The organism is Comamonas sp. MYb396, assembly GCF_037479555.1.
GTDB lineage: Bacteria > Pseudomonadota > Gammaproteobacteria > Burkholderiales > Burkholderiaceae_C > Comamonas.
The window spans coordinates 44,075-66,433 of record NZ_JBBGYU010000005.1 but is presented as its reverse complement, the minus strand read 5'-3'; the positions used below and the strand labels follow the sequence as shown (position 1 = coordinate 66,433).

The 22,359-nt window shown below is 65.1% G+C and carries 21 protein-coding genes; 10 read left to right on the top strand and 11 right to left on the bottom strand.

The window, feature by feature from the left end:
- Positions 1-4: 4 nt before the first annotated feature.
- Both lolD and WH265_RS12860 read right to left on the bottom strand, forming a co-directional pair.
- On the bottom strand, positions 5-688 hold the full coding sequence (gene lolD / locus WH265_RS12865) for a lipoprotein-releasing ABC transporter ATP-binding protein LolD (protein WP_021025443.1): 684 nt from the start codon (positions 686-688) through the stop codon (positions 5-7).
- Complete coding sequence (locus WH265_RS12860; protein ID WP_021025444.1) at positions 681-1,937, bottom strand: lipoprotein-releasing ABC transporter permease subunit; 1,257 nt, start codon at positions 1,935-1,937, stop codon at positions 681-683. The genes lolD and WH265_RS12860 overlap by 8 nt, the downstream gene beginning before the upstream one ends.
- A 100-nt stretch (positions 1,938-2,037) precedes the next feature.
- On the opposite strand from WH265_RS12860, the gene WH265_RS12855 reads away from it, so the two are divergent.
- Together WH265_RS12855 and recJ are read left to right on the top strand one after the other, a co-directional pair.
- The gene (locus WH265_RS12855) at positions 2,038-2,958 is read left to right on the top strand and encodes a phosphoglycerate mutase (protein ID WP_339558530.1); all 921 of its coding nucleotides are present in this window, start codon (positions 2,038-2,040) and stop codon (positions 2,956-2,958) included.
- Complete coding sequence (gene recJ, locus WH265_RS12850) at positions 2,955-4,670, top strand: single-stranded-DNA-specific exonuclease RecJ (RefSeq protein ID WP_339558529.1); 1,716 nt, start codon at positions 2,955-2,957, stop codon at positions 4,668-4,670. The genes WH265_RS12855 and recJ overlap by 4 nt, the downstream gene beginning before the upstream one ends.
- 35 nt (positions 4,671-4,705) lie before the next feature.
- On the opposite strand, the gene WH265_RS12845 is transcribed toward recJ, so the two are convergent.
- A complete protein-coding gene (locus WH265_RS12845) occupies positions 4,706-4,921 on the bottom strand; it encodes a hypothetical protein (RefSeq protein WP_148293113.1) in 216 nt (71 codons plus the stop codon).
- Positions 4,922-4,965: 44 nt separating this feature from the next.
- Between WH265_RS12845 and WH265_RS12840 the strand changes: the two genes are divergently transcribed.
- Positions 4,966-6,225 carry an NAD(P)/FAD-dependent oxidoreductase gene (locus WH265_RS12840; protein ID WP_339558528.1) on the top strand — a complete coding sequence of 420 codons (1,260 nt, stop codon included), beginning with the start codon at positions 4,966-4,968 and terminating at the stop codon, positions 6,223-6,225.
- A gap of 69 nt (positions 6,226-6,294) precedes the next feature.
- On the opposite strand, the gene WH265_RS12835 is transcribed toward WH265_RS12840, so the two are convergent.
- The 5 genes from WH265_RS12835 to WH265_RS12815 all read right to left on the bottom strand — a co-directional run bounded on the left by WH265_RS12835 (position 6,295) and on the right by WH265_RS12815 (position 9,850).
- Positions 6,295-6,975 (bottom strand): aspartate/glutamate racemase family protein, encoded by a 681-nt coding sequence (locus WH265_RS12835; protein WP_339558527.1) that lies wholly within the window; start codon positions 6,973-6,975, stop codon positions 6,295-6,297.
- Positions 6,976-6,983: 8 nt separating this feature from the next.
- On the bottom strand, positions 6,984-7,454 hold the full coding sequence (locus WH265_RS12830) for an Lrp/AsnC family transcriptional regulator (RefSeq protein ID WP_021026316.1): 471 nt from the start codon (positions 7,452-7,454) through the stop codon (positions 6,984-6,986).
- Between the two features lie 18 nt (positions 7,455-7,472).
- The gene (locus WH265_RS12825) at positions 7,473-8,246 is read right to left on the bottom strand and encodes an amino acid ABC transporter ATP-binding protein (RefSeq protein WP_021026317.1); all 774 of its coding nucleotides are present in this window, start codon (positions 8,244-8,246) and stop codon (positions 7,473-7,475) included.
- Between the two features lies 1 nt (position 8,247).
- On the bottom strand, positions 8,248-8,916 hold the full coding sequence (locus WH265_RS12820) for an amino acid ABC transporter permease (protein ID WP_021026318.1): 669 nt from the start codon (positions 8,914-8,916) through the stop codon (positions 8,248-8,250).
- A 94-nt stretch (positions 8,917-9,010) separates the two neighbouring features.
- Entirely contained in the window at positions 9,011-9,850 is an 840-nt protein-coding gene (locus WH265_RS12815; RefSeq protein WP_021026319.1) for a transporter substrate-binding domain-containing protein, read from the bottom strand.
- Positions 9,851-10,165: 315 nt separating this feature from the next.
- Between WH265_RS12815 and WH265_RS12810 the strand changes: the two genes are divergently transcribed.
- From WH265_RS12810 to WH265_RS12780, 7 genes are all read left to right on the top strand, one after another.
- Positions 10,166-11,071, top strand: a complete 906-nt coding sequence (locus WH265_RS12810) for a 3',5'-nucleoside bisphosphate phosphatase (protein WP_339558526.1) — start codon at positions 10,166-10,168, stop codon at positions 11,069-11,071.
- Positions 11,072-11,121: 50 nt separating this feature from the next.
- Complete coding sequence (locus WH265_RS12805) at positions 11,122-11,757, top strand: L-threonylcarbamoyladenylate synthase (RefSeq protein WP_021026320.1); 636 nt, start codon at positions 11,122-11,124, stop codon at positions 11,755-11,757.
- A gap of 174 nt (positions 11,758-11,931) precedes the next feature.
- Positions 11,932-12,585: a site-2 protease family protein gene (locus tag WH265_RS12800; protein WP_339558525.1), complete on the top strand. Its 654-nt coding sequence runs from the start codon at positions 11,932-11,934 to the stop codon at positions 12,583-12,585.
- A 51-nt stretch (positions 12,586-12,636) separates the two neighbouring features.
- Complete coding sequence (locus WH265_RS12795; protein WP_339520251.1) at positions 12,637-13,929, top strand: tryptophan--tRNA ligase; 1,293 nt, start codon at positions 12,637-12,639, stop codon at positions 13,927-13,929.
- A gap of 157 nt (positions 13,930-14,086) precedes the next feature.
- Positions 14,087-14,794, top strand: a complete 708-nt coding sequence (locus tag WH265_RS12790; protein WP_021026323.1) for a response regulator transcription factor — start codon at positions 14,087-14,089, stop codon at positions 14,792-14,794.
- Between the two features lie 120 nt (positions 14,795-14,914).
- Entirely contained in the window at positions 14,915-16,618 is a 1,704-nt protein-coding gene (locus WH265_RS12785) for a FecR domain-containing protein (RefSeq protein WP_339558524.1), read from the top strand.
- A 63-nt stretch (positions 16,619-16,681) separates the two neighbouring features.
- Entirely contained in the window at positions 16,682-19,033 is a 2,352-nt protein-coding gene (locus WH265_RS12780) for a CHASE2 domain-containing protein (RefSeq protein ID WP_339558523.1), read from the top strand.
- A gap of 8 nt (positions 19,034-19,041) precedes the next feature.
- On the opposite strand, the gene WH265_RS12775 is transcribed toward WH265_RS12780, so the two are convergent.
- From WH265_RS12775 to WH265_RS12765, 3 genes are all read right to left on the bottom strand, one after another.
- Positions 19,042-20,184: an MFS transporter gene (locus WH265_RS12775; RefSeq protein WP_445228531.1), complete on the bottom strand. Its 1,143-nt coding sequence runs from the start codon at positions 20,182-20,184 to the stop codon at positions 19,042-19,044.
- A 288-nt stretch (positions 20,185-20,472) separates the two neighbouring features.
- Positions 20,473-21,714 (bottom strand): radical SAM family heme chaperone HemW, encoded by a 1,242-nt coding sequence (hemW, locus tag WH265_RS12770; protein WP_339558521.1) that lies wholly within the window; start codon positions 21,712-21,714, stop codon positions 20,473-20,475.
- A 1-nt stretch (position 21,715) separates the two neighbouring features.
- Complete coding sequence (locus WH265_RS12765) at positions 21,716-22,351, bottom strand: non-canonical purine NTP pyrophosphatase (protein WP_339558520.1); 636 nt, start codon at positions 22,349-22,351, stop codon at positions 21,716-21,718.
- Between the last annotated feature and the right edge of the window lie 8 nt (positions 22,352-22,359).

The following is a 22,359-nucleotide window of genomic DNA, read 5'->3' as shown; positions in this document are numbered from 1 at the left end:
TGGCTCAGGCTTCAAAGCGCCCGTTGACCATGCGCACCGCACGGTCGCAGCGCTGGGCCAGCTCGCCATCATGGGTGACCATGACAAAGGCGGTGCCGCGCTCGCGCGCCAGCTGCAACATCAGCGCAAACACGGTGTCGGCGGTGGCGCGGTCCAGGTTGCCGGTGGGCTCGTCGGCCAGCACGCAAGCGGGCTGGGTGACCAGCGCGCGCGCAATGGCCACGCGCTGGCGCTCGCCGCCCGAGAGCTCGGCGGGGCGGTGCAGCACACGGTCCTTGAGGCCCACCGAGGCCAGCACTTCACGCGCACGCTCGGTACATTCGGCATAGGGCATGCGGCGGATGCGCAGCGGCATCGCGACGTTGTCCAGCGCGCTGAACTCGGGCAGCAGATGGTGAAACTGGTAGATAAAGCCCAGGTGCTGGTTGCGCAGCTCGCCTTGGCGGCTGGCGCTTAAGGTATCGAGCCGCTGACCGTGCAGGCTGACGGTGCCGCTACTGGGCGCGTCCAGGCCGCCGAGCAAGTGCAGCAGGGTCGATTTGCCCGAGCCCGAGGCGCCGACGATGGCCAGGGTCTCGCCGGCACGCACCTGCAGGTCGATGCCATGGAGCACCTGCACATCGAGCAGGCCTTCGGTAAAGCGCTTGGTCAGGCCCGAGGCCTCCAGGACGATGGACGAATCATTCATAACGCAGCGCCTCGGCGGGGTTCACGCGGCTGGCGCGCCAGCTGGGATACAGGGTGGCCACAAAGGCCAGGATCAGGGAGATGACGGTAATCGGCACGATATCGCTGCGCTGGGGCTCGCTGGGCATCTGGCTGATGAGGTAAATGTCCTTGGGCAGGAAGCTGGTGTGCAGTGCGCGCTCGATCGCGGGCACGATCACATCGATATTGCAGGCAATCAGCAGGCCCAGGCCCAGACCGGCCAGGGTGCCGATGACGCCGACCAGCGCCCCCTGCACGACAAACACGCCCATGATGCTGCGCGGGCTCGCGCCCAGGGTGCGCAGGATCGCGATATCGGCGCGCTTGTCGGTGACGGTCATCACCAAGGTGGTGACCAGGTTGAACGCGGCCACGGCAACGATCAGGGTCAGGATGATGAACATCATGCGTTTTTCGACCTGAACGGCGGCAAACCAGGTCTTGTTCTGCTGCGTCCAGTCGCGGATCAGCAGGTGGCCGCTCAGGCTGTGGGCCAGCTGCTGGGTCACCTCGGGGGCCTGGTGCAGGTCCTTGAGCTTGAGGCGCACGCCGGTCGGGCCTTCGAGGCGGAACAGGCGCTCGGCGTCCTCATGGTGCATCAGCACCAGGGTCGAGTCGTACTCGTAGTGGCCGGAGTTGAAGGTACCCACCACCTGCATCTGCTTGAGGCGGGGCACGGTGCCCGCTGGCGTGACCTGGCCGCTGGGCACGATCAAGGTGACCTGGTCACCCTGGCCCACGCCCAGAATGCGCGCCAGCTCCGAGCCCAGCACGACATGGAAGCTGCCCGGTGTGAGCGCCTGCAAACTGGTCTGCTCGATGCCGGTGGTCATGTCGGTGACCTCGGGCTCGAGCGCCGGGTCAATGCCGCGCAGCAGGGCGCCGCGCATGTCCTCGCCGCGGGCGACCAGGGCCTGGGCCGACACAAAGGGTGCCGCGCCAATCACGTTCGGATTGGCCTTGGCCTCGGCAATGGTGCGGGCCGGATCGGGCAAGGCATCACCGCCGGGCGTGAAGATCTCGATATGCGAGACCACGCTGAGCATGCGGTCGCGCACCTCCTTTTGAAAACCGTTCATCACCGACAGCACGATGATCAAGGCCGCCACCCCCAGTGCAATGCCCAGCATGGACACGCCCGAGATGAACGAAATAAACCCGTTGCGCCGGGTTGCACGGCCCGCACGGGTGTAGCGCCAACCCAGCGCCAATTCATAGGGAATCTGCATAAATCGTTCTAAAAATATATTTGGTGCATCTGCTCGGCAAATACAGCACCTTAATCCACTGCACCGCAAACCGCATTGTGGCATCGCCGACAATAGACCCATGTCGGAAAACCAGCATTTGATCATCTCCTACGCAGCCACGGACGAGCCGGGCTGCCAGCAAGCCTTGCAGACGCTCCTCCTGCCGAACCTGCAACGCCTGCTGCGGCAGTGGTCTGTCAGTGCCAGCGACAACGGCGCGCTGGAGGATTTTGCCCCGCCCCATGCACGTGTGCTGGCCCAGGCCCTGGGCCTGCCGCCCAAGGCCACACCCTGGGCCGCGCTGTACCAGCTGCAAAACGGCCAGGCAGCGGGCGATGCCGCCTGGGCCTTTCTCTCGCCCTGCCACTGGCAGATTTCGCCCGACCAGGTGCGCATGAGCGACCTTTCTGCCGCGCAGATGAGCGAGGACGAATCGCGCAGCCTGCTGGCCATCATGGCGCCCTGGTTCAGCGAGGACGGCATTGCGCTGGTCTACGACCGGCCCGACCGCTGGCTGGCGCGCGGCGCCGTGTTTGCGCAGCTCGATACCGCTGCGCTCGACCGCATTGCGCTGCGCGATGTGCGGCCCTGGCTGCCCGACAAGGCCCAAGCGGCGGTGCTCCAGCGCCTGCAGACCGAGATGCAGATGCTGCTCTACACCCATGCCTTCAGCGACGCGCGCGAGGCCAGTGGCCGCGCGCCCATCAACTCGTTCTGGGTGCATGGCGCTGGCGCCCTGCCCGCCGGCTACCCGCTGCCCGCCCAGACGCCGGTGCTGAACACGGCCCTGCGCGACAGCGCCCTGGTGGGCGATTGGCGCAGCTGGCAGCAGCAGTGGCAGCAGCTGGATGCGACACTGGCTGCCACCGCGTGGAGCCAGATCAGCCTGTGCGGCGAGAAAAATGCCATCACGCTGGCGCCCCCAGCCCCCGGCTGGCTACCCAAAATCAAGCAATGGCTGGCTCCGACCAAGCCCATGGCGCTTCTAAGTTCTTTATGAAAATTCTGGCCAGAGATATTCCCCCGCGCACCGTCTGGGCGCTGGAGCAGGCAGGCGTGCACCCGCTGCTCGCCCGCCTGTTTGCCGCGCGCGGTGTGCAGGCTGCCGCCGAGCTCGATGACGGCCTGGCGCAGCTGCTGCCACCTGCCGGCCTGCTGGGCACGCGCGAGGCGGCGCTGCTGCTGGCCGATGCGATTGGCCGCCAGCAGCGCATTTGCGTCGTGGCCGATTACGACTGCGACGGCGCCACCGCCTGCGCCGTGGCCTTGCGCGGCCTGCGCATGCTGGGCGCCCAGCAGGTCAGCTACCTGGTGCCCGACCGCGTGGTCGATGGCTATGGCCTGACGGCAGCGATTGCCGAGCGCGTGCACCAGCATGGCGCGCAGGTGCTGGTGACCGTGGACAACGGCATTGCCAGCGTGGACGGCGTGGCCCGCGCCAAGGCGCTGGGCATGACGGTGATCGTCACCGACCACCACCTGCCCGCAGCCACCTTGCCGGCGGCCGATGCCATCGTCAACCCCAACCAGCCCGGCTGCGGCTTTGCCAGCAAGGCCATGGCCGGTGTCGGCGTGATGTTCTATGTGCTGATGGCCTTGCGCGCCGAGCTGCGCGATCGCGGCGCCTTTGCCGACATGGCCCAGCCGCGCCTGGACAGCCTGCTGCCGCTGGTGGCGCTGGGCACCGTGGCCGATGTGGTCAAGCTCGACGCGAACAACCGCCGCCTGGTGGCCCAGGGCCTGCGCCGCATCCGCGCCGGCCATATGCCCCCGGGCCTGGGCGCGCTGTTCTCCGCTGCCAGCCGGCGCGCGGCCACGGCCAGCACCTTTGACTTTGGTTTTGCGCTGGGCCCGCGCATCAATGCCGCCGGCCGCCTGGCCGATATGACCATCGGCATCGAATGCCTGCTGACCGACGACACCTTGCTGGCCGACACCCTGGCGCGCCAGCTCGACGCCATCAACCGCGAGCGCCGCGATATCGAGACGGGCATGCGCGAGCATGCGATGCTGCTGGCCGAGGCCTTGTTTGAAGAAGGCACCGAACCGCCACCGGCCGTGAGCGTGTTTGACCCGGACTTCCACGAAGGCGTGGTCGGCATCGTCGCCTCGCGCATCAAGGACAAGCTGCACCGCCCGACCTTTGTGTTTGCCGCCAGCAGCGCGCCGGGCCACGAGCATGAGCTCAAGGGCTCGGGCCGCTCCATCCCCGGCTTCCATCTGCGCGATGCGCTGGATCTGGTGGCCAAGCGCCACCCGGGTGTGCTGATCAAGTTCGGCGGCCATGCGATGGCGGCGGGCTGCACGATTGTGCTGGACGATTTCGAGGTGTTTGAACAGGCCCTCGCCCAGGTCGCGCAGGAATGGCTCGATGAGCGCACGCTCACCCGCCAGCTGGAGACCGATGGCCCGCTGCCGGTGCAGTTCCGCCATGCCGAGACCGTGGACACGCTCAACAGCCAGGTCTGGGGCCAGGGCTTTGCGCCGCCGACCTTCAGCGAAGAGCTGGAGATCGTCAGCCAGCGCCTGGTCGGCGAAAAACATTTGTCGCTGAAGCTGCGCCACCATGGCGAGATGGTGGACGGCATCTGGTTTGGCCATACCGAGCCCTTGCCCACCAAGGTGCTGCTGGCCTACCGGCTGGACATCAACGAATGGCAGGGCCAGCGCAAGCTGCAGTTTCTGGTCGAAGGCGCCCAGCTGCCCGGTTGAGCAGCGCCTGCGGTTTGCGGGGCCGCAAGACTTTACTAAAAGTTAAGGAAATAGCGCGGCAACGGGACACCTTTGTCACCGTAATTTCCTAAAATACGCGCCGCAGGATGCGGTGCGAAAAACGCTTGTCGCACAGGCATCCCGACCAGGGACTGGCCCGCAGCGGCTGGCAGGCCGCATGGCCCGGCGATGGCCCGGACGCCAGCGCTTGCCAAGCCCTTGGTTTTGATTGTTAATTTAATATCAGTCATACGCTAGATCGTTTCTAGATGACTGCTAGGACCCAAGACATTCCATGAGCAATATTTCCGTGGCCGTGCTGGGCGCCGGCATGGTGGGCGTTGCCAGCGCATTGGCATTGCAGAAAAAGGGTTTCCGCGTCACCTTGCTGGACCGGCTGGCCCCTGGCGAAGAGACCTCCTACGGCAACGCCGGGGTGATCGCGCGCAGCTCGCTGATGCCCTTCAACAACCCCGGCCTCTGGGCCAATCTGCCGGTGCTGTTGAAAAACCAGAGCGCCGGCTTTCGCTACCAGGCCCGCTTTTTGCTGCAGAACCTGGGCTGGGCCGCACGCTTTGTCGCCCAGGCCCGCAGCCAGGTGTTTGAGGAAACCACTACGGCGCTTGACAGCCTCATCCGCCTGTCGATGAACGAGCATGCCCAGCTGCTGCGCGCCAGTGGCGCGGCGCACCGCATGCGTGACAACGGCTGGATGTTTCTCTACCGCCAGTCCAGCGCCTTTGCCGGCGGCGCGCTGGCGCGCGAGCGCATGGCCCACTTTGGCGTGGCCACCGAGGTGCTCGAGCGCGACCATATCCGCCAGCTGGAGCCGGCCCTGAACCCGATCTTTGAGCGCGCGCTGTGGATCAAGGACAGCTGGTCGGTCGACAGCCCCGGCGACGTCGTCAAGGCCTATGCCGAGCTGTTCCGCAAGCAGGGCGGCCAGTATGCACAGGCCCGCATCAAGACCGTCGAGCCGCTCGCCGGCAGCCGCTGGCGCATCCGCGCCGATGGCGCGCACGATGGCCTGGAGGCCGACCGCGTGGTGGTGGCGCTGGGCCCCTGGAGCCGCCAGTTCATGGCAACGCTGGGCGTGAAGGTGCCGATGGCCTATGAGCGCGGCTACCACATGCACTTTGCGCCACCCGCGTCCTGCAATATCTCACGGCCGGTCTATGACACCGCTGGCGCCTATGTGCTGAGCCCCATGGAGCAAGGCCTGCGCCTGACCAGTGGCGTGGAGCTGACCGATATCGACGCCCCCGCCAACCCGGTCCAGCTGGGCCTGGCCGAGGCTGCGGCACGCGAGGCAATCGACATGGGCCAGGCGCTGGAGCCCGCGCCCTGGATGGGCAGCCGCCCCACCTTGCCCGACAGCCGTCCCATCATTGGTGCGATGCCGGGCCAGCGCAACCTCTGGCTGGCCTTTGGCCACCAGCACATTGGCTTCAGCACCGGGCCAGGCACGGGTGCGATTTTGGCGGCGCTGATGCGCGGCGATGATGCGCCGGTCGATGCACGGCCGTTCCGCGCCGAGCGCTTCCTCAAGGGCTAAACCGAAGGCTATAGAACTCTTGCAATCACGCCCGGGCTGCATGGCCGGGCGCTTCAGGCCTGGCCAAAATCAGGCTGGCAGCGCAGCCCAGCGCTGCGCCAGCAGGCTCACCACATCATGCACAGGCCGGCCGGTAGCGCCTGCCACCGCATCGCGGTAGACGGGCATATTGGTGCATTCCAGCACGATCGATTCCAGCTGCGGATGGGCCTGGCACAGCGCAACAGCAGCGGTCACCACATCGCGCTCGGCCTGGGCGATGTCCATCTCCAATTCATTGCCGAGAATGCGCGTGGCAAATTCGCCCTCCGGCGCCACGCCTTGCACGGGGGTGCCTTCGGGTACGCCAGCAGCAGCCAGAATGCGCGGCGTGAGGCTGGCTGCCGCAATGGTTACCACACCGGGCCGGGGCAGCTGCGCGCACTGCAGCAGGCTGGAGCTGACCACCGGCACATCAACGCTACTGGCCAGCAGATCCTGGTAGGCGGCCAGAAAGCCGCAGCTGGTGGTGATCAGCGCCGCGCCCTGCGCCTGCATCGCGCGGGCCGCATCGACAAAGGGCTGCACAAAACGGGGATCGGCCTCGCGCACGATCTTGGCGGGCGAGGCGCCTTGCACCTTGTGCATCTGCACGGGGATGCCCAGTGCTGCCCAGGTCTGCAGGTTGCCGATGTCCCCGGGCGGGCGCGGGAACTGGGTATCGAGCATCAGGATGCCGAGGAAGGGCACAGAGGCCGTGGTGGGCAGCATGGGCAGGTTCAGTCGAGCAGGGGCAGCGCCGGCAGTGCGCCACGGCGGTCGATCTTGCGGCTCAGCACCACCGAGGTGTAGGTCTGGCGAATGCCTTCGATCAGGCCGATGCGGTCGAGCAAGGCATCGAGCTTTTCGTTGGAATCGCAGCGCAAAAAGATCATGTAGTCATGCTGGCCGGAGACGGCCGAGACCTCTTCGACCTCGGGGATGCTCTCGAGCACCTGCATGACGGCCTGGGCGGTCTTGGGCATCACGCTGATGCCGCAGTAGGCGCGCACGGCCGACTGCTCGAGCTTGGAGCCCAGGCGCACGCCGTAGCCGGCAATGACGCCCTCTTTTTCGAGGCGCGCAATGCGGGCCACCACGGTGGTGCGCGCCAGGTTGAGCTTGCGCGCCAGCTTGGCCGTGGACTCGCGGGCGTCAGCCTGCAACAGCGCCAGCAGCTTGCGGTCAATATCGTCGAGTCGAAAATCCATGGTTCTCCTCCCTGCTGGTTAGGCGGTGTGGCCGATGATGCGGCCCAGAAAGCTGCGCGTGGCCTCGTGCTGCGGGTTGTCGATCACCTGTGCGGGCGGGCCCTCTTCGACCACCACGCCATCGCGCATGAAGACGACCTTGTCGGCCACCTCGCGGGCAAAGGCGATCTCGTGGGTCACCAGGATCATGGTCATGCCGTCGCGCGCCAGCGACTGGATGACCTGCAGCACCTCGCCGACCAGCTCGGGGTCGAGCGCGGAGGTGGCCTCGTCAAACAGCATCACGCTGGGCTGCATGGCCAGCGCGCGGGCAATGGCCACGCGCTGCTTCTGGCCGCCCGAGAGCTGGTCGGGCATCATCTGCGCGCGCTCGGCCAGGCCCACCTTTTGCAGCAGGGCCGTGGCGCGGGCCTGGGCTTCCGCCTTGCTGATGCGCAGCACCGTGAGCGGGCCTTCCATGACGTTTTGCAGCACCGTCATATGCGGGAACAGGTTGAAATGCTGGAACACCATACCGGTGCGTGCGCGAAAGCCCGCCAGCACCTTGTCCTTGGGCAGCTGGGTCTGCTTGCCGCTGAAGGCCAGCGACTGCGCATCGACGCGGATGTCGCCGCCATCGGGCACGGTCAGCAGGTTGATGCAGCGCAGCAAGGTGGACTTGCCCGAGCCCGAGGGCCCGATCAGTGCCACCACCTGGCCCCGGTTCACGTCCAGGCAGATGTCCTTGAGAACATCGAGCTTGCCAAAGGATTTCTTCAGGCCACGAATACAAATGAGCGGTTGGTCTTGCATCTCAGGCCTCCTTGCCGGCCGATGTGCCGTGCTCCAGGCGCTTGGCCCACAAGGTCACAGGGAAAAGAATCACAAAATAGGTGATGGCGATGAAGGTGTAGACCTCCAGCGGGCGGTAGGTGTCATGCGCAATCACCTGGCCCTGGTAGAGCAGATCGGGCACGGCCAGCACCATCAGCAGCGAGGTGTTCTTGAGCTGCAGGATCGACTGGTTGACCAGCGGCGGAATCATCTTGCGGAAAGCCTGGGGCAGAATCACGCGGCGCATCACCTGGCCGCGCGTCATGCCAATGGCCTGGCCCGCTTCGGTCTGGCCGATATCGGTGGAGATGATGCCGCCGCGGATGATTTCGGAATAAAAGGCGCCGCCGTACAGCGACAAGCACAGCGCAGCGGCCACCGGCGCGCTCATCTCGATGCCGGTGAGCACCGGCAGCGCGTAGTAGAACCACACCAGCTGCACCAGCACCGGCGTGCAGCGGAAGACCTCGACAAAGGCGCGCAGCGGCGCCGTGATGATCTTGTTGCTGGACAGCCGGCCCAGGCCTGCAACCAGTCCGACCGCAAGGCCGCCCAGGATACAGATCACCGTGAACAGCAAGGTGTAGCCCACGCCGCCGACCAGCAGCATGCGGTACTTCCACAGGAAACTAAAGTCCCACTCGTACATAAATCAATCTACCTTTAACGCATACACCCCGGAGGCAGCACGCGGCTGCAACCGGGGTGTTTCACATGGGCACCGCGCCCATGTGGACCAACCATCAGAACTTGACTTCCTTGGGGAAGGAATCGGCCTTGACGCCGGCCAGCTTTTCCATGTTCTTGAGCACCACGGACTGGATCTCGCCCTTGGAGCGGGCTTCATCCAGCCAGGCATTGACGGCGTTCTCGAAGTCCTTGTTCGGCTCCTTGCGCAGGCCCACATTGGTGTTGGCCGTCTCGACCGGCGTTGGCACATAGACCGTGCCCACATCGGGGCGCTTGGCCACCAGTGGCTGCGACAGCAGCACCACCAGCACCTGGCAGTCGGAGCGGCCGGTCTGCACCGACATCGTCGCCGCGCCCGAGCTCTCCAGACGCGAGATATTGGCCTTGGGCAGCGCGCGGGTGGCGAACTGGTCCTGGTTGGAGCCGATATCGACCACCACCTTGGCATCGGGGTTGTTCAGCTGCTCCCAGGTCTGCACCGGGGCATGGCCCTTTTTGCAGACGGCCGTGAAGGTGTTGTTGAGCAAGGGCTTGGAGAAGTTGACCACTTCCATGCGCTGGGGGGTCGGCGCCATCGCGAACATCAGGTCGATCTTGTTGGCCTGCAGGTCCAGCACGGCATTGCCCCAGGTGGTCTCGACGAACTTGACGTTCACGCCGAGCTTCTTGGCCAGGCTCTCGCCAAAGTCAGGGCCAAAGCCTTCCCATTTCTGGGTCACCAGGTCCTTGCTGAAGTAGGGGATCGCACCCGCAACGGTGCCCACGCGCAGTTCCTTGGTGCGCTTGACGCGGTCCATCGTCGACTCCGCACCTTGCGCCAGGGCCGCGCCAGCCACTGATACACCTGCGACTACCAAGGCGGCTGCACCCATCCACTTTTTGACAGAAAACATCTACGTATCCTCTAGACGCAGCGAAAACGGGCTGCGCGACCGTGAAAAACCGACAGTGTATTCCTGTTAAAAACCCTAGTAAAAAACACAAAACGTCGAGATGCATTGTTATTTTCGTCAAATCGGCGAAACAACGACAATTTAAGGGTTAATACTGACATTTCAGAGACAGCCGAGCCCGAAAAACCCGGGATAGCCCCGACGCTGCGCCGGGTCTGACACGCTGGACGCAGCACGCGGCCTACAATGAAAGAACATATTGATGCGCTGCCACCCGTATACGCCGCAAGCACCTTGGTCCCTCTAGCCAATTTCATGCCAGACATGCTGAACGCCGATCTGCACTGCCACTCCACGTTTTCCGACGGCACCCTGAGCCCGGAAGCGCTGGCGCAGCGTGCGCGCGAGCGGGGTGTGCAGCTGTGGGCGCTGACCGACCATGACGAGGTCAGCGGCCTGGACCGGGCGAGCGCGGCTGCCGCCCAGCAGCAGCTGGCGTTTTTGAGCGGCGTGGAGATCTCGGTCAGCTTCGGCGAGACCACGGTGCACATCGTGGGCCTGGGCTTTGACTGGCAGGACCCCGGCCTGCGCGCCGGCCTGGCCCGCACACGCGGCGGCCGCGAGCAGCGCGCCCGCGACATGGCGGCCGGCCTGGAGAAAATAGGCATCGGTGGCGCTTATGAGGGCGCACTTCGCTATGTGGGCAACCCTGATCTGATCTCGCGCACCCACTTTGCGCGCTTTTTGGTGGACACGCGCGTCTGCCGCGATCCGGCCGAGGTGTTTCGCCACTACCTGGTCGAAGGCAAACCCGGCTTTGTGCCCCACCGCTGGGCCCGGCTGCAGGATGCCGTGCAGTGGATCGTGCAAGCGGGCGGCATGGCCGTCATCGCCCACCCGGCGCGCTACCACTTGAATGGCGGCGAAGAGCATGCGCTGTTCTCGTCGTTCAAGGACTATGGCGGCCAAGGGGTGGAAGTGGTGACCGGCAGCCATTTTCCGCATGAATACGCGATTTACGCGGACATGGCCAGGAGCTTTGGCTTCTATGCCTCGCGCGGCTGCGATTTTCACAGCCCGGGTGAATCGGGTACCGATTTTGGTGCGCTGCCCCCGCTGCCCAGCGGGGTCCAACCCGTGTGGCAGGCGCTGGAGGGGCGCATCCTGCACCCCCACCCCCATCCGAACGCCAGCCCGCCGCCGCAGGCCGCAGTCCATTGATATAGCCGCCCCGCAGCAGCCCCCACGATAACAAGAGCAACAGCAAGACCATGGCCCAATATTTCGAGGTTCATCCAGACAATCCCCAGCCGCGCCTGCTCAAGCAGGCGGCCGCCATGCTCAAGGATGGCGGCATCCTGGCCGTGCCCACCGATTCGAGCTACGCCTTTGTCTGCGCGCTGGACAACAAGCAGGTGGTCGACCGCCTGCGCCGCATTCGTCAGATCGACGACAAGCGCATGCTGACCTTGCTGTGCTGCGATCTGTCACAACTGTCGAGCTATGCGATGGTGGACAACCACCAGTTCCGCATGCTCAAGCTGGGCACGCCCGGGCCCTTCACCTTTATTCTCGATGCCACCAAGGAAGTGCCGCGCCGCATCAGCCATCCGTCGCGCAAGACCATTGGCCTGCGCGTGCCCGACAACAAGGGCCTGCTGATGCTGCTGGAGCTGCATGGCGAGCCGCTGCTGTCCACCACCCTCATACCGCCGGGCGAGACCGAGCCGCTCAACGACCCCGAGGAGATCCGCGAGCGCTTTGAATCGCAGATCGAGCTGGTCGTCAATGCCGGCCCCTGCCCGCTGGAGCCCACGACGATTGTCGACCTGACGCCGATGGGCACCGGTGGCGCGCCGGTGGTGGTACGCGAGGGCCGCGGCCCGCTGGCGCAGCTGGGTCTGTAGCCGCATACTGGCCGGTGGCAGCAGCGCCGCGCCAGGGCTGCCTGTCCGGGCTGCGCAATCGTTTGCCACGGCCATTGCCATGGCCTGGCAGCGGCCACTGGCAAATCTGATAGGCTCGCCACTGCCTGGTGCGCTGCGGCGCGCCCCTCCTCCCCTTTGACCACCGCCCATTCCGTGAACGCTGACCTGATACAAACCGTTCTGATCTACGCCCTGCCCGTGCTGTTCTCCATTACCGTGCACGAGGCAGCGCATGGCTATGCTGCGCGCCATTTTGGTGACAACACCGCCGCCATGCTGGGCCGCCTCACGCTCAACCCGCTCAAGCACATCGACCCCATCGGCACCATCCTGATGCCACTGATGCTGTATTTCATGACCTCGGGCGCCTTTGTGTTTGGCTATGCCAAGCCCGTGCCGGTGGCCTTTGGCAATCTGCGCAACCCCAAGCGCGACATGATCTGGGTGGCGCTGGCTGGCCCGGCCACCAATTTTGTGCAGGCGCTTCTGTGGGCGCTGGTCTACGGCATCTTGGTCGCCTCCGGCGTCGATGAGCTCTTTTTCCTCAAGATGGCGCAGGCGGGGGTACTGGTCAACCTGGTGATGTGGGCCTTCAACCTGTTTCCGCTGCCCCCGCTCGATGGCGGCCGGGTACTGGTCGGTCTGCTGCCCTACAAACAGGCGGTGGCGGTGTCCAAGATCGAGCCCTATGGCTTTTTCATCGTCATGGGTCTGGTCATCGCCGGCGTCGTCAGCACCTTCTGGATGCGCCCCCTGATGAGCCTGGGCTACGCCGTGGTCAGCGTGGTGCTGATGCCCTTTAGCTGATCGCCAGGCCCCAGTGCCCTGCAGCACCGCAAAGCATATTGATTGATAGTTATGACTAAGACACGTTATCTCACTGGCATCACCCCTTCTGGAACGCCCCACCTGGGCAACTACGCCGGCATGATGCGCCCGGCCATCGCTGCCAGCCGCGCAGGCGATGTGGAGAACTTCTACTTCCTGGCCGACTACCACGCACTGATCAAGTGCCAGGATCCCGAGCGCGTCAACCGCTCGACCTTGGAGATTGCCGCGAGCTGGCTGGCCGCGGGCCTGAACCCCGAGCACGTCACTTTCTACCGCCAGTCGGACATTCCCGAGATTCCCGAGCTGACCTGGTTTCTGACCTGTGTGACCGGCAAGGGCGTGCTCAACCGCGCTCACGCCTACAAGGCCGCGCAGGACAAGAATGCCGAAACCGGCAAGGACGGCGATGACGGCGTGACTGCGGGCCTGTTCATGTACCCGGTGCTGATGGGGGCCGACATCCTGGCATTCAATGCCAACAAGGTGCCGGTGGGCCGCGACCAGATCCAGCACATCGAGATGGCGCGCGACATGGCATCGAGCTTCAACCACCTCTATGGCGAGCATTTCGTGCTGCCCGAGGCGGCGGTCGACGACAACGTGGCGACTCTCGCCGGCCTCGATGGCCGCAAGATGAGCAAGAGCTACGACAACACGATCCCGCTGTTCTCCACCCAGGCCCAGCTCAAGAAGCTGATCGGCAGCATCGTCACCGACTCGCGCGCTCCGGGTGAGCCCAAAGAAGTCGAAGGCTCAGCGCTGTTCCAGATCTACCAGGCCTTTGCCAGCGCCGAGGAAACGGCGGCCCTGCGCCAGGCCTATGCCGATGGCATTGGCTGGGGCGAGGCCAAGACCCTGCTGTTCGAATGCATTGACCGGGAGCTCGCTCCGTTGCGCGAACGCTACAACTACCTGATGGCCCACCCCGAGGAAGTTGAAGCTATTTTGCGCAAAGGCGCAGAAAAGGCGCGTACATATTCGGGCCCTTTACTACACAAGTTACGTGGCGCTGTTGGCCTGCGGCCACTGACGCCAGCCAGCACGGCTGCGGCACCCAAGGCTGCGGCCAAGCAAGGCGGCGCTGCCTTCAAGCAGTACCGCGACAAGGACGGCAAGTTCTACTTCAAGCTGGTGCGCGCCGATGGCGCACTGCTGCTGCAAAGCCAGGGCTTTGATGCCCCCCGGGATGCGGGCGCCATGATTGCCCATTTGCAGGCTGCGCCGCAGAATCTGCAGGACGCCATGGACAACCTGCAGTTGGGTGACAGCTTTTCGCTGTCGGATGTGCAGTTGGCGTTGAAAGAGATAGCCGAGAGTTAAGAGACTGCCTATACTGCATTTGCAACCAATTGTTGAAGCTGTCACCGTAGTGGCAACTTCCCCGTTTAACGCAGTGTGGAGCCGGTGATTCAATTTGCTTTTATTATTGAGCTATCAAATAAAAGCAAGCTATTGAGCTTAGTGGGAGTGAGCTGTTATGAGAATTGTGGCACTGGATGATGATCTGGTGGTGTTGGATATGCTCTCCAAAACCATGGAGGCGGAGGGCCACGCCTGTACAACCCATTCCTCTGGCGCCTCTCTGATCAAGGACATGCGCCGCGAGACCTATGACCTGCTGATCCTGGACTGGCAGCTGCCAGACACCACGGGCCCGCAGGTTGTGCGCTGGATTCGAGAGAACGTCAACCAGGAGTTGCCGGTGCTCTTCATCACCAGCCGCCATGGGGAGGCCGACATTGTTGAGGGGTTGGAGTCGGGTGCGGACGATTTCATGATCAAGCCGCTGCGCGTGGCCGAACTGGTCGCGCGCGTGCGGGCACTGCTGCGCCGTGCCTACCCGGCTGCCACCAAGGGCATCCTGGAGTTTGGCCGCTACAAGTTCCTCTCCGATTCGCGGGCCCTGGAGGTCGATGGCAAGCTGGTCGAGTTGAAGAACCGCGAGTACGACCTGGCGCTGTTCCTGTTCCAGAACATGGGCCGCCTGCTGTCACGCGACCATTTGCGCGAAATCATCTGGGGCCAGAACTCCGATGTCATCTCGCGCTCGCTCGATACCCATGTATCGCGGCTGCGCACGCTGCTGGATCTGCGACCGGAGAACGGTTTCATCATCACGGCAGTCTATGGTGTCGGCTACCGGTTTGAGGCCGTCAAACCGCTGTCCGAGGCGCAGCCTGAATAAATTTCTGCGGTTGCATGCAGTGCGGTTTACGGCCAACACGCCACACGTGTTGGCCGTATTTACTCTGCCGCATGCAGCGGCCTTGCCAGGCACCATGGCCTGGCGGTAAGGAGAGCCATTTTGTTTCTTTCTCGTCTGCCGTTTTCTGCTGCCGTTTTGCTGGCCTTTGGCGTGGCCGCCCCTGGTCTCGCGCTGGCGGCATCGGCAGACCAGTTGCCCGACATCCGCCACACGGTCACCAGCGGTGACACGCTCGAGGCCGTGGCCAAGCGCTACCTCAAGGACCCGCAGCAGTGGCGCGCCGTGGGCACGCTCAATGGCGTCAAGGACCCATTGCGCCTGCCCATTGGCTCGGTGATCGTCATCCCCGCGCACATGGTGGGCTACCAGGAGGTGACCATCAGCCACGTCAAGGGCGTGGCGCGCGTGCGCTCGCCGCTGGCCGGTGGCGACTGGCAAAGTGCAGCCTCGGGCACCATCTTGACCGAAGGCGATGAGCTGCAGGTGCCTGCCGGCAGCTTTGTGACCTTGCGCTTTGCCGATGGCAGCTCGGTGCGCATCAACGAAAACTCCGAACTCAAACTGAGCGAATTGCGCAAGAACAGCCGCACCGACGAGCAGCAGTCGGTGCTGGACCTGAGCCGTGGCGGGCTGGAGTCGCATGTCACGCCGGTGATGGACCAGCGCCGCAAGCGCAAGTTCGAGATCAAGACCCCGATGGCCACCACCAGCGTGCGCGGCACCGTGTTCTCGGTCAGTATTTCCGACTCCGGCAAGGCCATCACGGCCGTTGACAAAGGGGTGGTCGATGTCCAGGGCCGCCAGGCGGCGCAGCAGGCACGTGTCCAGGCCGGCCAAGGGGTGGCCGTGGCCAGCAGTGGCCAGGTCGGGCCCACGGTGGCACTGCTGCCCGCGCCCAGCCTGCAGGCCAATCCGCCGGTGTTTGAGGACGCCAACTTTCTGACCTTGCAACTGGGCGAGGTCGCGCAGGCGCAAAAATACGGCGTGGTCCTGGCGCTGGATCCGGAGCTCGCGCGCGTGGTCCTTCAGCAAAGCCATGCCAGCCCCACGTTCAAGTTCGAGGCCGTGGCAGATGGCACGTACTACATGAGCGCCCGGGCCATCGATGGCCAGGACATTCCGGGCACGCCAGCGGTCCAGGCCATCAAGGTCAAGGCAACACCGGTGCCCCCGCTCTACGCCAACCCGGCGCCCGGCGGCCTCATTGGCCTGGCCGACGGCGAGCTGCTGTGCACCGAAGGCGGCCCCGGCATTGTGGGCTACCGCATCCAGGTCGCAGCCAGCCAGGACTTCAGCACCCCGCTGCAAGACAGCGGCGTCGTGGACAACTGCCAGACCAGCGCGTCCGGGCTGGGCGTGGGCGCCTATTTCTGGCGCGTGGCCAGCGTGCGCAAGCTCGCCGATGGCAGCCTGGACCAAGGCCCGTTTGCACAGCCCCAGGCTTTCAGGACCGGCAGCAACCCGCCGACCCTGGGCGCCGACGCCTTAAGCCCCGCCGAGTCCAACAACCCCAACCAGCTGCAGCTGTCCTGGCCTGCTGAAGCCGGCCAGCGCTTCAACCTGCAGCTGGCCTCTGATGACAGCTTCACCGATGCCCGCACCTTCGCGCTCGATACCCCGCAATGGGCATCGGACAGCCTGCCCCCGGGCGACTACTATGTGCGCATCCAGGTGCTGGACCCCTCGGGCCTCAAGAGCCGCTACTCCGCCCCGCGCAAGCTGCCGGTCGAGCCGGCCATCCTGACCGGTGCTGGCGGCGTGCTCAAAAGCGGTGACGGCAAATCGGTGCTCAGCCCGAAGTGAGGGGCGCTGCGGCCTCTGCCACAAGTGCATGACCGCACTCCTCCCCCGTCCATGGACTAGCGCATGGCTGCCCCTTCCTTTTCGCTGAGCCGCACGCAACTGCGCTGGCTGGAATGGCTGGCGCTGTCTGCGCTGCTGCTGGGCCTGGTGGCCTGGGCCAGTCTGCGCGAGCAGCCCCGCGTCATCAACACCTTTGTGCAGGACATCACCGGCTGGCTCAGCGCGCCTGCGCCGCGCGACGACATCGTTATCGTCGCCATTGACGATGCCAGCTTGCAAAGCGTGGGGCGCTGGCCCTGGCGCCGCTCCGTGCATGCGCAGCTGATCGCACGCATTGCCGCCCAGCACCCCAAGGCCTTGGGCGTGGACGTGCTGTTCAGCGAACCCGATCTGCAGCACCCCGACGACGATGCCCAGCTGGCCCAGGCGATTGCCCAGGCCGGCAATGTGGTGCTGCCGGTGGACTGGCGCATGGCCAATGTGGACATTGGTGCCGAGCTGCCGCTGGCCAGCCTGCGCACGGCGGCGCGCCAGCTCGGCCATGTGAATGTGACCGTCGACGACGACGGCGTGATACGCCGCTACTTTGGCGCGCAGGGCGAGAACACCGGGCCCTGGCCCCACTTCAGCATTGCGATGCTCTGCGCCAGCGGCCAGAGCCACCCGCTGTGCCAGGGCACCCGCCCGCCCGAGCCCGGCGAGCAGTGGGAGCAGCGCTCGCCCGAGATCTTCAACTTTGCCCGTGGTGACCGGCCCTACACCATGTACTCGGCCGAGGATGTACTGACGGGCCGCACTCCTGCAGACAGCTTTGGCGGCAAGTATGTGCTGCTGGGAGCGACGGCTTCCGGCCTGGGCGATTACTTTGCCAGCCCGGCGCGGCCCGCATCGCGGCACATCGCGGGGGTGGAGCTGATTGCCCATGCGCTGGACTCGCAGCTGTCGGGCCAGCATGTGCATGCGGTATCGCTGGCGGGCAATATGGCGGTCAACCTGGCCGCCATTGTGCTGGCCTTGTTGGCCATTGCGATGCTGGGCCCGATGGCGGGCCTGCTGGCGCAAGCCCTGGTCGCTGCCGGCCTGCTGGCGCTGTGCCTGGGGCTGCGCAGCTTTGCCGGCCTGCAGCTGGCGCCCGGGGCGGCGCTGGTGGGGCTCTTGGCGATCTACCCGATCTGGAGCTGGCGGCGCCTGAGTGCTGCGGCCCAATTTTTGCAGCAGGAGATGCACAACCTGCGCGCCGCGCTGGACACCACCAGCGCCCCGCAGCGCAGCGGCATGCTAATGGATGATTTTCTGGAGCGGCGCATCAAGGCCGTGGAGACCGCTACCGACACCCTGCGCCAGATGCACGGCTTTGTGCGCGATACGCTGCGCCAGATCCCCTCGCCCACCTTTGTGGTGGACCCGCTGGGCATGGTCAGCCTGCACAATGCCGCCGCTGTCAGCTACTTGCAAAACCTGGGCATGCCCAGCCAAGGCCTGATCGCGATCCAGTCGGCGCTGGGCGGCATGCGCGTCAAGGATTCGGGCCAGGTGCTGTCCTTTGCCAATGCCGAGCAGCTGCGCGCGCTGCCGGCCGAATGCGAGGTACTGGACCGCGAGGACCACCGCTGGCTGCTGCTGGCCGAGGCCTTTCGCGCCCCCGCGCCTGCGGGCTGGCTGCTGATGCTGGTGGACCTGACCGAGCTGCACAAGGCCCAGCAGCAGCGCGACCAGGCGCTGCGCTTTATCTCGCATGATTTCCGCTCGCCCCAGTCCTCGATCATCACCTTGCTGGAGATGTACAAGGAGTTTCCCGGCCAGATGAGCGAGGCCGAGTTGCACCAGAAGATCAACCGCCTGGCCCACCAATCGCTGGAGATGGCCGAGAGCTTTGTGCAGCTGGCCTCGGCCCAGTCGCAGGCCATGCAGCGCCATGTGCTCAGCCTCGATGTGCTGCTGCAAGAGGCGGTGGACGATTGCTGGGCCAAGGCCTCGGAGAAAAAGATCCAGGTGCGCTACCTGCCCGGGGAGCTGGAGGCGGCCGAGACCGATATCGCCTGCGTGGGCGACCGCTCCTTGCTACAGCGCTGCTTTGTCAACCTGCTCAGCAACGCCATCAAGTACAGCCCCAGCGGCACCGCCGTCGAGGCCAGCATCGCCGACGATGGCGCGTACTGGCGGGTGGAGGTGCGCGACCAGGGCTTTGGCATGACGCAGGAGCAGCTGGACAGGCTGTTCCAGCCCTTCCAGCGCTTTCACCACAACAGCCAGCCGCAGATCTCGGGCATTGGCCTGGGCCTGAGCTTTGTGCAGACCGTGGTGCTGCGCCACCAGGGCTTTGTCAACGTGACCAGCGGGGTCAACGCGGGCTCCTGCTTCAGCCTGCATTTACCGAAAGCACCAGGCACGCAGCAGGAGCTGCCCGCCGCCTAACGCGGCGCTCAGTGCAGCTCTTTGCCCTTCAGCTCGGGAATCAGCCACACGGTGGCCAGCGCATCGAGCACATAGATGGCGGCCAACAGGCCAATCGCCATCTGGAACGAGTACTGCGCCGCGATCGCGCCAATCACCACGGGGCCTGCCCCGCCCACGGCGCGGCCAATGTTGAACAGCACGTTCTGCGCGGTGGCGCGTGCTTCTGTCGGGTAGGCCTCGCTCATCAGCGCGCCAAAGCCGCCCATCATGCCGTTGACGAACATGCCCATCACGGCACCCGCCCAGAGCATGGTGATCGGGTCGTTGAGCTGCGAGTAGAACAGCACCATCAGCGCCGCACCGGCCTGGAACAGCAAAAAGCTCGGCTTGCGGCCGATACGGTCGGCGAGCTGGCCAAAGATCCAGATGCCGGCCATCATGCCCAGGATGGTGACGGCGGTCCACAGCGCGGACTTGGTCAGGTTGAAGCCCAGCTTGTTGGCCAGAAAGGCGGGCATCCAGATCATGATGCCGTAGTAGCCAAAGTTCTGCACCGAGGTGAGCACGGCAATGCCGACGCTGATGCGGGTGGTGGCGCGGTCCTTGACCAGCAGCTTGAAGCATTGCAGCACGGACTGCTTTTTCTCCTGGCTGCGCACAAACACCTCGGGCTCATGCAGGCGGTTGCGGATGAACCAGGCCACAAAGGCGGGGATCACCCCCACCAGGAACATGCCGCGCCAGCCGATATGGGGCAGCAGCAAGGGCGTGAGCAAGGCCGCGCCCAGCACGCCCACCTGCCAGCCCAGCGCCACATAGGACGAGACCCGTGCCCGGTAGCGCGCAGGCCAGGCCTCGGCCGCCAGCGCCATGCCGATGCCGAACTCGCCCCCCAGGCCAATGCCGGCAATCGTGCGGTAGATCAGCAGGTCCCAGTAGCCCTGCGCAAACGCGCACAGCCCGGTGAACACCGCAAACAGCACGATGGTCCAGGTCAACACGCGGATGCGGCCATAGCGGTCGCTGAGCATGCCAAACACAATGCCGCCGACCACCGCGCCGATCAGGGTCCAGGTGACCAGGGAGCCGGCCTGGGCCGTGGTCAGCCCCAGGTCCTCGCGGATGGCGCTGAGCATGAAGCCCAGGATCAGCAGGTCAAAGCCATCCATGGCATAGCCCACGGCCGAGCCGGCCAGGGCCTTCCAGCCATAGCGGTTGACGGTATCAGACAAGGGAGAGGCAGTGCCTGAAGCGGCAGACCCGGCGGCGGAAGAAGACATGACAAGCGCTTTGTAGTAGGTGTTATGACAGCTGCGCGCACAAAAATGCCGCACAGACGGCGGCATGGTTGCTCAGCAGCGGGCGCTATTGTGCGCGATATCTATACGCTCTGCGTAGGGGCAGCGCAGTCCACATATTGACTAGTCGGTAAAAAATGACCACCTACCGTGGAGAATTCAAGCCAGGAACAGCTCCTGCAGGTCGCTCAGAAAGTCAAAACCACGCTCTGTGGGGGTGACTTTCTGAAAGTCCAGCTTGACGAGGCCCTTGGCCTCGGCCTCGTGCAGGGCCTTGGCGATGGAGCTGAGCGGCAGGCCGGTGCGGTCCAGGTAGTCCTGCAGCGCAAAGCCCTCGCGCAGGCGCAGCGCATTGAGCATGAACTCAAACGGCAGATCGGCGCGCTTGACCTCGTCGTCCTGCGCCAGTGCATTGCCCTGCAAAGCCTGGGTCATGTAGCGGGCCGGGTCGCGCAGCCGCACCTGGCGCACCACGCGGTGGGCAAAGCTCAGCTTGCTGTGGGCGCCCGCACCAATGCCCAGGTAGTCGCCAAACAGCCAGTAGTTGCTGTTGTGCACGCAGGCGTGGCCGGGCTTGGCATAGGCCGAGACCTCATAGCGCTGCATGCCGGCCTGCGCGGTGCGCGCGGTGATCTGGTCGAGCATCGCATAGGCCACATCGTCCTCGGGCACGGCCGGCGGGTACTTGGCAAAAAAGGTGTTGGGCTCGATGGTCAGGTGGTAGATCGATATGTGCGGCGGCGCAAAGCCCAGCGCCTTGTCCAGGTCCCGCGCCAGGTCCTGGGCGGTCTGGCCCGGCAGCGCATACATGATGTCGAGGTTGAAGGTCTCGAAGCTGCTGGCCGCCTCTTCCACCGCAGCCATTGCCTGCGCGCCGTTGTGCACGCGGCCAATGGCCTCCAGAAAGCGGTCATCAAAGCTCTGCACACCGATCGACAGCCGGGTGATGCCCGCGCCGCGAAAGGCCCGAAAGCGGTCCTTCTCGAAGGTGCCGGGGTTGGCCTCCATCGTGATCTCGCAACCCGCGTCCACACGCAGGCGCGCACGGATGGCCGAGATCAGCCGGTCAATCGACTCCGGCGAAAACAGGCTGGGTGTGCCGCCGCCCAGGAAAATGCTGTGGATGCTGCGGCCCCAGATGAGCGGCAGGGCCTGCTCCAGGTCGGCGATCAGCGCATCGATGTAGCGATCTTCCGGCACGGCATGGCGGCCGTCGCGCGCTTCGTGCGAATTGAAATCGCAGTAGGGGCATTTCTTGATGCACCAGGGCAGGTGCACATAGAGCGACAGCGGCGGCAGGCTGGGCAGCTGCAAGGTGCCCGGGCGCATGTAGTGCTGGATGTCGCGCTGCACCACCTGTTCAGAAGGCTGCGCCGCTTGCAGCGGAATATGCACCGCCATCTCAGTCCTTGGGGGCAGCGGCCACCATCGGCGCGCCGGCCAGCCAGCTGTCGCGCAGCAGTGCCATCATCTGGCGCGAGGAGCGGCCCCGGTGGCTGTGCGCATGCTTGACCTCGGTGGCCATCTGCGCAAAGGTCATGCCCAGCGCCGGAATCAGCAGCACCGGGTCAAAGCCAAAGCCACCCTCGCCCAGCGGCTCGGTCGTGATCTCGGCGGCCACGCGGCCCACGGCCACCAGCGGCTCCGGGTCCTTGGGGTGGCGCACCGCCACCAGGGTGCTGACCATGGCCGCGCGGCGGTCGGTGACGCCCTGCATTTGCTCGAGCAGCGCGCGCACATTGTTGGCATCGGTTTTGTCGTAGCCAAACTGCGTGCAGTAGTAGGCGGTGTCCACACCGGGCAGGCCGCCAAAGGCGGCCACGCAGAGGCCGGCGTCATCGGCAATCGCAGGCAGGCCGGTGCGCTCGGCGGCAAAACGGGCCTTGCTCAAGGCGTTTTCCAAGAAGGTGCCATAGGGCTCGGGCGCCTCGCCCTCCATCAACGTGCCTTGGGGCAACAGGCTCACGCCCAGCGGCTCGAACATGGCCTGCAGCTCGGCGAGTTTGCCCTGGTTGTTGGAAGCAAGAACGATTTTCATGGGTCGGC

Coding starts and splice junctions, on each gene's coding strand:
- hemW (WP_339558521.1), bottom strand. CDS start 21,714: ATGGCGGTGCATATTCCGCTGCAAGCGGCGCAGCCTTCTGAACAGGTG.
- lolD (WP_021025443.1), bottom strand. CDS start 688: ATGAATGATTCGTCCATCGTCCTGGAGGCCTCGGGCCTGACCAAGCGC.
- WH265_RS12765 (WP_339558520.1), bottom strand. CDS start 22,351: ATGAAAATCGTTCTTGCTTCCAACAACCAGGGCAAACTCGCCGAGCTG.
- WH265_RS12815 (WP_021026319.1), bottom strand. CDS start 9,850: ATGTTTTCTGTCAAAAAGTGGATGGGTGCAGCCGCCTTGGTAGTCGCA.
- WH265_RS12860 (WP_021025444.1), bottom strand. CDS start 1,937: ATGCAGATTCCCTATGAATTGGCGCTGGGTTGGCGCTACACCCGTGCG.
- WH265_RS12810 (WP_339558526.1), top strand. CDS start 10,166: ATGCCAGACATGCTGAACGCCGATCTGCACTGCCACTCCACGTTTTCC.
- WH265_RS12825 (WP_021026317.1), bottom strand. CDS start 8,246: ATGCAAGACCAACCGCTCATTTGTATTCGTGGCCTGAAGAAATCCTTT.
- WH265_RS12830 (WP_021026316.1), bottom strand. CDS start 7,454: ATGGATTTTCGACTCGACGATATTGACCGCAAGCTGCTGGCGCTGTTG.
- WH265_RS12790 (WP_021026323.1), top strand. CDS start 14,087: ATGAGAATTGTGGCACTGGATGATGATCTGGTGGTGTTGGATATGCTC.
- WH265_RS12835 (WP_339558527.1), bottom strand. CDS start 6,975: ATGCTGCCCACCACGGCCTCTGTGCCCTTCCTCGGCATCCTGATGCTC.
- WH265_RS12845 (WP_148293113.1), bottom strand. CDS start 4,921: ATGACTGATATTAAATTAACAATCAAAACCAAGGGCTTGGCAAGCGCT.
- WH265_RS12840 (WP_339558528.1), top strand. CDS start 4,966: ATGAGCAATATTTCCGTGGCCGTGCTGGGCGCCGGCATGGTGGGCGTT.
- WH265_RS12855 (WP_339558530.1), top strand. CDS start 2,038: ATGTCGGAAAACCAGCATTTGATCATCTCCTACGCAGCCACGGACGAG.
- recJ (WP_339558529.1), top strand. CDS start 2,955: ATGAAAATTCTGGCCAGAGATATTCCCCCGCGCACCGTCTGGGCGCTG.
- WH265_RS12820 (WP_021026318.1), bottom strand. CDS start 8,916: ATGTACGAGTGGGACTTTAGTTTCCTGTGGAAGTACCGCATGCTGCTG.
- WH265_RS12780 (WP_339558523.1), top strand. CDS start 16,682: ATGGCTGCCCCTTCCTTTTCGCTGAGCCGCACGCAACTGCGCTGGCTG.
- WH265_RS12795 (WP_339520251.1), top strand. CDS start 12,637: ATGACTAAGACACGTTATCTCACTGGCATCACCCCTTCTGGAACGCCC.
- WH265_RS12805 (WP_021026320.1), top strand. CDS start 11,122: ATGGCCCAATATTTCGAGGTTCATCCAGACAATCCCCAGCCGCGCCTG.
- WH265_RS12775 (WP_445228531.1), bottom strand. CDS start 20,184: ATGGATGGCTTTGACCTGCTGATCCTGGGCTTCATGCTCAGCGCCATC.